General features: G+C 74.2%; 10 protein-coding genes. 3 read left to right on the forward strand and 7 right to left on the reverse strand.

Translation table 11 applies throughout. The features are described 5' to 3' along the window. Positions 1-26: 26 nt before the first annotated feature. The 3 genes from E6U81_RS18890 to E6U81_RS18900 form a co-directional block, all read right to left on the reverse strand. Entirely contained in the window at positions 27-1,337 is a 1,311-nt protein-coding gene (locus E6U81_RS18890; RefSeq protein WP_136231271.1) for a helix-turn-helix domain-containing protein, read from the reverse strand. A 154-nt stretch (positions 1,338-1,491) separates the two neighbouring features. Beyond that, positions 1,492-2,838, reverse strand: a complete 1,347-nt coding sequence (locus E6U81_RS18895) for an SWF or SNF family helicase (protein WP_136231272.1) — start codon at positions 2,836-2,838, stop codon at positions 1,492-1,494. Next, positions 2,835-5,786, reverse strand: coding sequence for a DEAD/DEAH box helicase (locus E6U81_RS18900; protein WP_240803898.1), 2,952 nt, complete (start codon positions 5,784-5,786; stop codon positions 2,835-2,837). Before E6U81_RS18900 ends, E6U81_RS18895 begins: the two co-directional genes overlap by 4 nt. 127 nt (positions 5,787-5,913) lie before the next feature. Here E6U81_RS18900 and E6U81_RS18905 point away from each other — a divergent pair, with 127 nt between their 5' ends. Beyond that, complete coding sequence (locus E6U81_RS18905; protein WP_030845327.1) at positions 5,914-6,096, forward strand: hypothetical protein; 183 nt, start codon at positions 5,914-5,916, stop codon at positions 6,094-6,096. Positions 6,097-6,225: 129 nt separating this feature from the next. On the opposite strand, the gene E6U81_RS18910 is transcribed toward E6U81_RS18905, so the two are convergent. The 3 genes from E6U81_RS18910 to E6U81_RS18920 all read right to left on the reverse strand — a co-directional run bounded on the left by E6U81_RS18910 (position 6,226) and on the right by E6U81_RS18920 (position 8,744). Further along, positions 6,226-7,224: a polyprenyl synthetase family protein gene (locus E6U81_RS18910; protein ID WP_206309966.1), complete on the reverse strand. Its 999-nt coding sequence runs from the start codon at positions 7,222-7,224 to the stop codon at positions 6,226-6,228. A gap of 192 nt (positions 7,225-7,416) precedes the next feature. Then, a complete protein-coding gene (locus E6U81_RS18915; RefSeq protein WP_136231441.1) occupies positions 7,417-7,872 on the reverse strand; it encodes an SAM-dependent methyltransferase in 456 nt (151 codons plus the stop codon). Positions 7,873-7,964: 92 nt separating this feature from the next. Continuing rightward, complete coding sequence (locus tag E6U81_RS18920) at positions 7,965-8,744, reverse strand: hypothetical protein (protein ID WP_136231275.1); 780 nt, start codon at positions 8,742-8,744, stop codon at positions 7,965-7,967. Positions 8,745-8,879: 135 nt separating this feature from the next. Here E6U81_RS18920 and E6U81_RS18925 point away from each other — a divergent pair, with 135 nt between their 5' ends. Next, positions 8,880-9,794: an oxygenase MpaB family protein gene (locus E6U81_RS18925; RefSeq protein ID WP_136231276.1), complete on the forward strand. Its 915-nt coding sequence runs from the start codon at positions 8,880-8,882 to the stop codon at positions 9,792-9,794. Positions 9,795-9,894: 100 nt separating this feature from the next. Here E6U81_RS18925 and E6U81_RS18930 read toward each other — a convergent pair whose 3' ends face one another. Beyond that, positions 9,895-10,494, reverse strand: a complete 600-nt coding sequence (locus E6U81_RS18930) for a methyltransferase domain-containing protein (protein ID WP_136231277.1) — start codon at positions 10,492-10,494, stop codon at positions 9,895-9,897. Positions 10,495-10,671: 177 nt separating this feature from the next. Between E6U81_RS18930 and E6U81_RS18935 the strand changes: the two genes are divergently transcribed. Then, a complete protein-coding gene (locus E6U81_RS18935) occupies positions 10,672-11,451 on the forward strand; it encodes an MHYT domain-containing protein (protein ID WP_136231442.1) in 780 nt (259 codons plus the stop codon). Positions 11,452-11,539: the final 88 nt, after the last annotated feature.

Raw genomic sequence — 11,539 nt, forward strand, 5'->3', positions numbered from 1 at the left:
GCCGTCGGCCAGCGCTCGGGTGGAGGCTAGGAGCGGGCGGGTTGCGGATACGTTGCACTCCGCCCGCGCCGGCCCGGCCGGGCGGCCAGCTCGCGGTCCAGGGCGCGTACCCGGGCCAGCGCGGCCGGCCTGCCCTCGGGCGGCAGCGCCGCCGCCAGCGCCCGCCACGCCTCCGGGTCGTCCGCGCCCCACGCACTGCACACCCAGTCGGCCAGCAGTCCCGCGTCGGCCCGCGCGATCAGGGCCGCCCGCGCCTGGTCCTCGATCCGCCGGCGCAGCCGGACCACCCCGGGAGCCGTAGAGGCCGGCAGCAGCGGGCCCGGATACGCGTGGAGTGCCGCGGAGACCGCTCCCGTCGCCAACTGCCGCGTCAGGGTGGTGAAGTCCGCGTCCAGCGGACCGGCCGTGCGATAGGGGCGCGACAGCGGCGCCGAGGTCCCCAGCAGCGCGCGCAGCCGGGACATCTCGGCGCGCAGCGTCACCGGGGACACCGACTCGTCCTCGTACAGGGCGATCGCCAGCTCCTCGCCCGACAGGCCCTCGGGGTGATGCGCGAGCAGGGCCATGATCTCGCTGTGCCGGCGCCCCAGCCGCACCCGTCGGCCCCCGGTCACCAGCAGCGCCTCGTCCCTGCCGAGGGCCGTCAGGCAGTCCCGCCGGGCCGGCGGACCCTCGTCGAGCAGGGCCAGCTGGACCTCCGCCGCGCGGGCCACCGCCCGTACGAACGCCAGGGAGTGCGGGTGCGCGAGGCCGTCGCCGCCGGTGATGTCCACCGCGCCCAGCAGCCTGCCGGTGCGCGGATCGCGCACCGGCGCCGCCGCGCAGGTCCACGGGTGCACCCGGCGGCTGAAGTGCTCGGCCCCGAAGACCTGCACGGGCTCGCCCAACGCCACCGCCGTACCGGGGGCGTTGGTCCCCATTGCGCTCTCCGCCCAGCGTGTGCCCGGGACGAAGCCCAAGCCCTCGGCCCGCCGCAGGGTGGCCGGTTCGCCCTCCACCCACAACAGGCTGCCCCGCGCGTCGCACACCGCCAGCAGGTGCGCCCCGTGGGCGGCGAACGCGCCGACGAGATCCCGGAACAGCGGCATCACCCGTGCCAGCGGGTGGTCCTCCCGGTACGGACGCAGCTCCGCCTCCGCCAGCGCCGCCCCCGGTGCGCACTCCGGGCTCAGCCGGGCCCGCGCGCACCGCCGCCAGGACCGCGCGATGACCGCCCGCACCGGGGTCTCCACCCGCCCGTCCCGGGTGAACGCGGCGTGCGCCCGGCGTAGTTCGCGCGAGCGGGCCGCCGGATCGGCTCCGTCCGGCAGTGCCACCGAAGGATCCCGGTCGCCCATGTCACCCTCCCGTGGTGCCGCGGTACCGGAGCGCCCCCATCGTCGTCGCCGCACCGTGTCCCGGCAAGCCGTACGTCGGCCAGGGCGCGGGCCGGGCTCCGGCCGGTTCGGGCCGCAGCCCGTGCGGCGGGCGGCGGCCCGGCGCCCGGGGGCATCAGTCCGCCGGGTCGGCCTCCAGCGCCGACGCGGGGTCCGGCGCCGACGGGCCCGACGGGATCCAGCGGCCCTCCTCCCGGCGGTACGGCCACCAGCGGCCCTCCCGGCCCAGCCGGATCTGGCGGCCCGCCCCCGCCTGCGTCCAGCGCGCCCGGACCCTGCGCAGCACCGGAGCCCCTCCGCCGGTCCCGCCGCCGCCCACCTCGCCGATTGCATCGCCGGCCCCACCGCCGGTCTCCGCGTCCGACCAGGCGGCGGCCAGTGCCGCCCGGGCACGGGCCAGCGCGGCCCGGTCCGGCGTCCAGTCGTCCTCCAGCGCGGCCAGACCCGGGGCCCCGCCGAAGCCCCAGGCGAGCACGGCCAGTTCCATGTCGGCCCGGCTGCGCCCGGTAGCCGCCGCCAGACGGGAGCGGACCCGGACGTCATCGGCCTCCCGCGTGAGGCGTACGGCGTCCTGCGCCTGTGTGAGCGCGGCCGGTACGGCACGGTCGGCGTGGCCCGGAGCGACCGCCTCCGCGAGCAGCCGGAAGGCCTCGGACGCCGCCGCCTGCGCGAGGAACTCCACCGCGTCCACGTCGAGCCCGTCCGGTTCCGCCTCCGTGTCCAGGGCCGGCGGCTGCCCCGGGGCCCGCGGCAGGTCCGGCAGCGGGGGCAGCGGCGGCAGACCCGCCCGCGCCGCCCCGTACGCCACGTCCGCCGCAACACCCGCCGCGGCGGCGGCGTCCCGGTCCGAGGTCTGCGCCTGGGCCTGGGCCTGTGCCTGGGCGTTCGCCGCGCTGCGCGCCTCCAGCCCGTCCAGCAGCTGCCGTTCGCCGCGGCCGCGCAGAAGCAGCAGGACGAAGGGATCCTGGTCCAGGAGCCGGGCCACCTGGTGGCAGAGCGCGGCCGTGTGCGGGCAGTGGTCCCACTCGCCGCAGTCGCAGCGCGGATCGAAGTCCCCCATCCCGGGCAGCAGTTCCACCCCGGCCGCCGCCGCGTCCTCCGCCAGCTCCGGCGGAACCTCCCGGTCCAGCAGCGCCGCGATGTGCCCCGACTCCGCGGCCGCGAGCCCCAGCAGCCGGTCCCACTCGGCCTGCGAGAACTCCTGCACCAGCACGTCCGTCCGGTGCGCCGTCCCGTCCCGGTCGCGCACGACCGCCGTGAGCCCGCCCGGACGTACCGTGACCGCCCCCACCGCCCCCGAGCGAGCGACCCGGCGCCCCTGCCGGACCTGTTCGCCGTCGAGCGCGCTGTCCTCCAGGGCGCGCAGCCAGGCCTGGCCCCACCAGGTGCGGGCGAAGCCGCGCCCGGGCGCGGGCGGGAGCGCCGCGAAAGTCTTCTCGTACGGGTCCCCGGTGTCGTTCATCGCCCACTCCCCGCGGCCGGGCGCAGCGCCACGAGCTCGGCCAGTTCGGCATCGGTCAGTTCGGACAGCGCGCTCTCGCCGCCCGCGAGGACGGCTTCGGCCAGCGCCCGTTTGCGTTCCAGGAGGCGGGCGATGCGGTCTTCGACGGTGCCCTCGGCGATGATGCGGTGGACCTGTACGGGCTGGGTCTGGCCGATGCGGTAGGCGCGGTCGGTGGCCTGTTCCTCGACGGCCGGGTTCCACCAGCGGTCGAAGTGGACGACGTGTCCGGCGCGGGTGAGGTTCAGGCCGGTGCCGGCGGCCTTGAGGGACAGCAGGAAGACGGGGACCTCGCCGGCCTGGAAGCGGTCCACGAGTTCCTCGCGGCGGGCGACCGGGGTGCCGCCGTGCAGGAGCTGGGAGGCGATCCCGCGGGCCGACAGGTGCCGCTCGATGAGCCGGGCCATCGTCACGTACTGGGTGAAGACCAGCACCGAACCGCCCTCGGCGACGATCGTGTCCAGCAGCTCGTCCAGGAGCTCCAGCTTGCCGGAACGCGCGCCGCCGGTGGCGCCGCCGTCCCCCAGGTAGTGGGCCGGGTGGTTGCAGATCTGTTTGAGAGAGGTCAGCAGCTTGACCACGAGCCCGCGCCGTTCCATCCCGTCGGCCTCCGCGATCGCCGCGAGGGTCTCGCGTACGACGGCCTCGTAGAGCGCGGTCTGTTCGCCGGTGAGGGACACCGGATGGTCGGTCTCCGTCTTCGGCGGCAGCTCGGGCGCGATACCGGGGTCGGACTTCCTGCGCCGCAGCAGGAACGGCCCCACCAGCGAGGCCAGCCGGGCCGCCGCCTGCGGGTCGCGGCCGCTCTCGACCGGTTCGGCGTAGCGGGAGCGGAAGGTACCGAGGCGGCCCAGGATCCCCGGCGTCGTCCAGTCGAGGACGGCCCACAGCTCGGAGAGGTCGTTCTCCACCGGGGTGCCGGTCAGCGCCACCCGGGCCCGCGCCGGGACGGTCCGCAGGGCCTTGGCGGTGGAGGAGTGTGGGTTCTTGACGTGCTGCGCCTCGTCGGCGACGACCAGGCCCCAGTCGGTGGCGGCGAGTGCGTGCGCGTCCAGGCGCATCGTGCCGTACGTGGTGAGCACGAACGCCCCGGTGCCGGGCGCGAGGCCGGCCAGACTGCGGGCGGGCCCGTGGAAACGGCGTACGGGGGTGCCGGGCGCGAACTTCTCGATCTCCCGCTCCCAATTGCCCAGCAGCGAGGCCGGGCACACCACCAGGGTGGGGCCGGCGGTGGCCGCGCCCGGGCGGTTGCGGTGCAGGTGGAGCGCGATGAGGGTGACGGTCTTGCCCAGGCCCATGTCGTCGGCGAGGCAGGCCCCGAGGCCGAGCGAGGTCATCCGGGCCAGCCAGCGCAGGCCGCGCAGCTGGTAGTCGCGCAGGGTGGCCCGGAGGGCGGGCGGGGCAGCGATCTCGTCGGCTTCCGGTGCGTCGCCGGTGAGTCGCGCGCGCAGGCGTTCCACCGCGCCGGCGGCCTCCACGCAGACCCGCTCGCCGTCGATCTCCGCAGACCCGGTGAGTACGGCGGCCAGCGCGTCCGCGGCGGTGACCGTACGGTCCTGGAGCGCGCGGGCCCGGCGGGCCTCGGCGGGGTCGATCAGCACCCACTGGTCGCGCAGCCGCACCAGGGGGCGGTTGGCCTCGGCGAGGCGGTCCAGCTCGGCGGGGGTGAGGTCCCCCCGGTCGCCGAGGGCGTGGCGCCAGCTGAAGGAGAGCAGGGCGCCGGGCGAGAGCAGACCGGAGGGAAGGGCGCTCCCGGCGGTGTCCTGCGGGTCCGGGGAGCCGGGACGTCTCGGGGACGGGGTGGCGACGACGGCGCGGGCGGTCAGTCCGCGGACGAGCCCGCGCGGCCAGTGCACCTGCACCCCGTCGGCGGCGAGCGCCGAGGCGGCTTCGCCGAGCAGCTCCGTGACCTCCTCGTCGGCGAGCTCGACGGCGTCCGGGACGGCGGCGCCCAGCAGCGGGGCGAGCGGTGGCCACAGCCTGGCCGCCCGGCGCAGGGCCCGCAGGGCGTCCAGCCGGGCGCCGGGCGGGAAGGCGGCAGCGGCGGCTCCGGAACCGGCCCAGACGTCGGCGGCGTCGGCCACCGTTGCAGCATCGGCCGGGCTGTGCATCTGGAGGACGGCGCGGAAGCCCCCGGCGTGCCCGGCGGGTTCCGCGGCTTCGGGCACCCGGCCGGGTTCTCGGGTGAGCTCGATCCGGAGGGAGAGGCGTACGCCGGCGTCATGGCCGGAGGCCACCTCCGCGGCCCACGCGCGCAGGCCGGGACGGCGTGCGGGCGGGCGGGCCGCGAAGGCGGGCCCACCGGTGGCCGTGGGCGCGGCGGGGGAGCGCGGCAGGGTGTCGGCGACCGAGTCGAGGAAGGCGCGCAGCAGCGGCTCCGCGGCGGGCAGCCGGGGCGGCACCTCCGGCACCAGGGGCCCTTCCGGCACCAAGGGCCCCTCCGGGTCCAGCGGCACGCAACGGGCGGTGGGGGGCATGGCGGCGGCCAGGGCGCGCACCTCGTCGAGGTCGGCCCCGTCCAGTGGCCCGATCCGCCAGGAGTCGTGGCCGGCGGGGCTGAGGCCCGGCAGCAGTTTGCCCTGCGCGGCGAACCGCAGGGCCAGCAGCGCGGCGGCTCCCCAGAAGGCGGTGCTGGCCCTGTGGGCCGCGGTTCCCGCTCGGGCACCGGCGCGGGCGCGGGTGAGCACGGGGAGGGCCTCGTCCATGGTCAGCACGAGTGCGCGCACGGGAGTCCGGCGCAGGTCGGGGGTGACGACGGTCAGCTCCTCGCAGCTGCCCGCGCCGGAGCCCCCATGGGTGCCCGCGTCTGCGCAGTCCGTCCGCCAGAGCGCGATTCGGCCGGCGCGGGCCGGGTCGCCGGGAAGGAAGACGGCGGAGTGGTGGATGAGGTCGGAGATCTCGTGGAGCACGCATTCCTCAAATTTGACTACTGGAGCCGGGGTGGCCGAGGGTACCTCAACCGGTGCCCGGGGAACGCGCGGTCGTGGCGGCGCGTTGAGGGGGTAGTGGTCGACGTCACAAGGAAGGTGTCCGCATATGTCCAACAGCGGAAAGGTCGCGGTTGCCGGAGTCGTGGCAGCCATCGTGTTGTTCTGGGCGGTGGGCTTCTGGGCGGGCCTGCTGGTTCTCATCGGGGTGCCGGCCGCGGCCTACCTCCTGCTGGACTCCTCCCAGCGCCGGCGGGTGCGCGGCCTGTCCAGAAAGCAGATCGGCCGCTGACGGCGGCGCGCGTCGCGATGTGAAGCCCGTAGCGGGGCGAGGAGCGGCCGGGCTCCGGCTGGTGGGCGGAGCCCGGCGGGCATGGCCGCGCGGCCCGTGTTCGGCGCGGGTGCGCCCGGAGCGGCCGGCTCAGGCCGCGCCGCTCACGACCACGGGCGGCAGGTCGGCTTCGAGCAGCATCTGGGACGCGTGGTCCACGAGGTTGCGCAGCACCGGCTGGTAGGCCTCGTCGCCGCCCAGCTGGTCCAGGATCCGGTAGGCCTCGCCTCGGAAGGCGTCGATCTCCGCGCGGTAGCGGTCGAGGGCGACGGGCGTGCGCAGCAGGCTCGCGAGTTCCGACCTGGCCTGATGCGACCGGTTCGCGGCGGCGCACAGCCCCAGGATGTGTTCGCGGGAAAGCGGCGACGCGTCCTCGAGCACGGAGGCGAGCAGATAGGTCACCGTGCCGTTGAGCAGGTCCTCGTCGCGGCCGGACAGGATGTCTTCCTGATCGTTGAAGATCTGCCACAGGATTCCGAAGACGTAGCCGAATTCACGCCACAATTCGATCTTCTCGTCCGTGGTGCCCGAGAATATGGCGGCCATTGCCGTGATCATGCCGAAGGGCGCCCCGGATTTGCCGCGGTACGTCTCCACCACCGATTTGCGGGAGGCGCTGCAGATGTCTCCGCGCATGTCGTCTATCTGGCCGTCGGCGCCTATGATCCAGCCGTTCAGGATCTCGGATATCAGAGCGCCGTGCGCCGCCTCCGGGAGATCTTGCGCCAGGATGATCTGAATGGGCAGCGCATTTCCGGTGATGACGGAGGCGAGCAGTGCTTCGTCCTCGGTGAGCTCGCCGGAGATCGACGCGCCATTGGCGTCGGCCAGGTCGTCGAGATAGCAGGCCGAGGTCCACCACAGCAGGTGCACCGCCGACAGGGGGAGAGCCGGTCCGGGATTCCCCGTTTCTATCGCGTGCGTGAGCAACGGAAGTACCGACAGGGGATGTCTCAGTTTGCGCTGCTCCAAGAGCTTGGCCACCGAGTTCCTGGTGGTCGCCGCGACCGGGCCGAGCCGGTTCAGAGCGGTTTCGATCTCCGCATCGATGTCCTGTGCGACCTTGCGGTGCAGGTCCAGGTACGACATGGAATTCAAGAGTGGCCTCCATCATGGAATGAGCGTGGGGGTGAGGTGCGCACCCTTTGAGCCGCGTGACTGGCCGATTCGATCATTCCGGAGGAAGGGGATCCAGAGCGATTTTCAGTCGCCCTGTCCGGATCCCATTAGTTGACGCGTTAAACTACCGGCGGTAACTATCATTTTCCGCCATTGAGTCGATCAGTAGTAGCCATCCATCAGGGCGGTTGCCCACTCGGGCTGTCGCAGTTCACCGCGTGGCCCGAATTCGACCATGTAGGGCTTCAGGTCGAGGACCGGTGTGCCGTCCACGGCGTCGAGCCCCTCCACGTGGACGTCCAGTCCGTCCACCTTCACCACCCGGCACCGCGAGACGCCCAGGCGGTTGGGCCGGTTCTTGCCGCGCTGCGCGAAAATGCCGACCAGCGGCCAGTCCGGGTTGTTGCGCGGGTGCCGCGCACCCGTCTCGACCTGCTCCGCCGGCACCCGGTCGAAGTGGTAGACGACCTCGACGTGCGAGAAGTCCTCCAGCCCGTAGAGGGCTTCCGGACCGAACCGGCCGCCGTCCAACCGGATCACGGCCGTCTCCCGCCCCCAGTCGTCGTCCACGACGTCGGCGCGACCACCCACGACCACACCCACCGGTTCCGACTCCACCACCGTGTCCCCCTCGTGCCGTCGCCCGCGCGCACGCCGTTCGCCCGCGCGCAGCGCTCCGTTCGCCTCCCTCGGCCCGGTCGGGCCGAGGGTCACGCCGGCCGGACCGCGACGCGGTCGAGCGCCGCCAGCAGGTCCGGCAGATCGGGATCCCCCTTGCGGGGGACCGTGAGCACCTCACCCGGTTCCTCGTCCAGGAGGACGAAGGCCGCCTCGCCGGTGCGGGCCACCAGCGACCAGCCGGGCCCGTCCACGCGCAGGGTCCGGGCCCCCTCGCCGGCGAAGGAGGACCGGACGCGGCCGGGCGGCGGCGGGGTCCGCGTGTACTCCAGCGCCTGTTCCAGCGCACGCGCGAGTCCTGGATGCGCCGCGGCCGCGGCTCCGCCGTCCGTCGCCACGCGCTCGCGCCAGTCGGCCCACTCCCGTGCGATCTGGTCCGCGCCCAGTCGTCGCTGCACCGGGCCCCATGCCTCCGCCGAGGGCGGCGCCAGGGGTACCCGCCCCGTACCGTCCGCACCCTGCTCCGGATCGTGCGGCTCCGGGATCCCCGATGCGGCCACCGACAACTCCACCGGCCAGCCCGCCAGTGAGACCACGATCGTCCGCTCGTCGGGCGACAGGTCGTACTCCATGCCGCAGTCCCACGAGGCGATCGCCGCGGCCACGAGCGAGACGTCGTCGACGACGACCGTCCAGCGCGCGCCCTCCTCGTCCTGGCCCAGCACCAGCCCGTACCCCTCCCGGTTGGGCGCCACGCCCAGCAGGGAGCAGGCCTCGGGGAAGTCGTCGCCCAGGAAGCTGGGGAACTGCGCGGGGGTCAGGAGTACGGCGGTCAGCACATACAGCGAGCCGCCACCTTCGTCGTCGGTCACCTGGCCTCCAGCCTGCTCTCTTGTCGGCGCACCTTAACCAGCGGGTAACCCGCGCGTCGAGAGCTTGCGGGCCACGATTTCCAAGGCTGCTACCTGCACGTAGAGTTGGGGGCCTGCCACAGAAAGGGACACCCGGTGCAGCGTTACGACCGGCTGAAGGAGATCCTCCGGCTCGACCCGGACCAGGACTTCCTCACCATCTACCGGCTCACCGCCACCTACGAGTTCCCCTGGGACTTCACCCGCGCCCTGGAGCTCGCGCTGTTCCGGACGTACGCCGTCCCCAGTATCGGCGGCCTGCTGGCCGAGACCGCCGAGTTCACCGACCGCGCCCAGAAGCGCTACGACGACACCGCCCTGCTCCTCGACGCGGTCGTCGAGCACGGCTTCGACAGCGACACCGCGCGCACGGCGATCCGCCGCGTCAACCAGATGCACCGCAGCTACGACATCTCCAACGACGACATGCGCTACGTGCTGTGCACGTTCGTGGTGATTCCGTCCCGCTGGCTGGACGCCTACGGCTGGCGCCCGATGACCCACCACGAGCGCCGGGCGAGCGCCAACTACTACGCCACCCTCGGCCGACACCTGGGCATCACGGACATCCCGGGCTCCTACGAGGAGTTCGAAGCCACCCTCGTCGCCTACGAAGCGGCCCATTTCGGCTGGGACGAAGGCGCCCGCAGGGTCGCCGACTCCACCCTCGACCTGATGGCGTCCTGGTACCCGGCGCCGCTCGCACCCGCCGTGCGCCGCGGGGGGATCGCCCTCCTCGACGATGCGCTGATCGAAGCCTTCCGGTACGAGGTCCCCAACGCCGGTGTCCGGAAACTGGTGCAGGGCGCGCTGCGGCTGCGCGGCCGCGCGGTCCGGCTGCTGCCCCCGCGCGCGGCTCCGCACTACGCCCGCCAGAATCCGGAGATCAAGGGCTATCCGGGTGGCTACGACGTGGGCGAGCTCGGCACCTTCCCCGTGCCCGGCTCGGGCGGCTGCCCCGTGCCGCATCCGCGCCGGCCCGCCGGAGCGGAGGCCCAGCCCCCGGCCTGATCCCGGGTACCTCCGCGGGCGCCGGGCGCGGTGCCGTCGTACAGGTGTGGTATCGGGACTCGCCCGTGCCCGGGCACGGGCGAGTCGGGGCGCAGGGGTGTCAGGGCCGGCGTACGGCCAGGGCCAGGAAGCGGTGGTCCTCGTCGGCGTACGAGGTCATGTCCCAGCCCGCGGCGGACAGGAGCGGGCCGAGGTTGCGCTCCGCCCGCAGGTCCTGCGGGGTCAGCTCGCGGCCCTGGCGCGCGGCGAGTGCCGCCCGCCCGATCGGGTGGAAGAGCGCCAGCCGGCCGCCGGGGCGGACCACCCGCGACAGCTCGCGCAGGTTCGCCGCCGGATCGGGCAGGTGCGCGATCAGCCCCGCGGCGAACACCGCGTCCAGCGCCTCGTCGCGCAGCGGCAGCCGGGCCGCGTCGGCCTGCAGCAGCGCGCCCTCGGCGGCGCGCCCGGCCCGGCGCGCGGAGGCCAGCATCTGCGGGGTGAGGTCCACGCCGAGCACGGTCCCCTCGGGCCCGACGGCGGCCCGCAGTGCGCCCAGGGCCCGCCCGGTGCCGCAGCCCGCATCGAGCACGCGGTCCCCGGGCCGCAGCCCGAACTCCGTGACGGCGGCGGCGAAGGCGGGTCCGTCCTCCGGGAACTTGCGGTCCCAGTCGGCGGCCCGCGCCCCGAAGAACTCCTGCACGTGCGTGTGGTCCTCGCTCATGGGCCCATGATCCCCCACTCCCGCCCGCCCGGGTGTCCGCGGACCGTGCGCAAGGTGGCACGCGGGGTGATCGAAGGTGAACGTAGCTCTGTCATATTCCAGCACTTCCAGCTGCTTTCGAAATGCGCCCCCTGTTCGCGCCCTCACCCGGACTAGCGTCCGTTGGCCATGGGACACCTGGGACATCTGGACCACGCCGCCTACGGCTGGCTGACACCCGTGCTGTCATACGTGATGGCATCGATCGGCGCCGCCCTCGGGCTGCGCTGCACCGTCCGCGCCCTCGCCGCGACCGGAGCCGTCCGCCGCAACTGGCTCCTCACTGCGGCCTCGGCCATCGGAACCGGCATCTGGACCATGCACTTCGTCGCGATGCTCGGCTTCGAGGTCACCGGCACGGAGATCCGCTACAACGTGCCGCTCACCGTCCTGAGCCTGCTCGTCGCCATGCTGGTGGTCGGCGCCGGAGTCTTCGCCGTCGGCTACGGCAAGGCGCGCGGCCGTTCCCTCGTACTGGGCGGCCTCACCACCGGACTCGGCGTCGCCAGCATGCACTACCTGGGCATGGCGGCCCTCCGCCTGCACGGAGAGGTCGCCTACGACCCGCTCGTCGTCGGCCTCTCCGTCGTCATCGCCGTGGTCGCGGCCACCGCCGCCCTCTGGGCCGCGCTCAACATCAAGTCGCCCCTGGCCGTGGCCGCCGCCTCCCTCGTCATGGGTGCCGCCGTCAGCAGCATGCACTACACCGGGATGATGGCGGTCGCCGTCAGTGTCAGCCCCTCGGACGCGGCCCTGCCCGGAGCCACCGCGATGCAGTTCATCTTCCCGCTGGCCGTCGGACTGGGCTCCTACCTGTTCATCACCGCCGCCTTCGTCGCGCTCTCCCCGACCGCCGACGAGCGCGCCGCCTCCGCCTCCGCCCGGCACCTGGGGGAGCACACCGCGTCCGCGCACTGACCCGGTACGCCCACCCCGCGTGGCCGCGCGCCGCGCACTTCCCACCGCGCTTCCCGCCGCACGGCCCACCGGCCGTCCGACGAGCCAC

It is taken from the genome of Streptomyces sp. A0592 (assembly GCF_004795115.1).
Lineage (GTDB): Bacteria > Actinomycetota > Actinomycetes > Streptomycetales > Streptomycetaceae > Streptomyces > Streptomyces erythrochromogenes.

Bases quoted from the DNA above. Each gene is read 5' to 3' on its own strand.
- E6U81_RS18890 (WP_136231271.1), bottom strand. From the start codon at position 1,337: ATGGGCGACCGGGATCCTTCGGTGGCACTGCCGGACGGAGCCGATCCG.
- E6U81_RS18895 (WP_136231272.1), bottom strand. From the start codon at position 2,838: ATGAACGACACCGGGGACCCGTACGAGAAGACTTTCGCGGCGCTCCCG.
- E6U81_RS18905 (WP_030845327.1), top strand. From the start codon at position 5,914: ATGTCCAACAGCGGAAAGGTCGCGGTTGCCGGAGTCGTGGCAGCCATC.
- E6U81_RS18910 (WP_206309966.1), bottom strand. From the start codon at position 7,224: ATGTCGTACCTGGACCTGCACCGCAAGGTCGCACAGGACATCGATGCG.
- E6U81_RS18930 (WP_136231277.1), bottom strand. From the start codon at position 10,494: ATGAGCGAGGACCACACGCACGTGCAGGAGTTCTTCGGGGCGCGGGCC.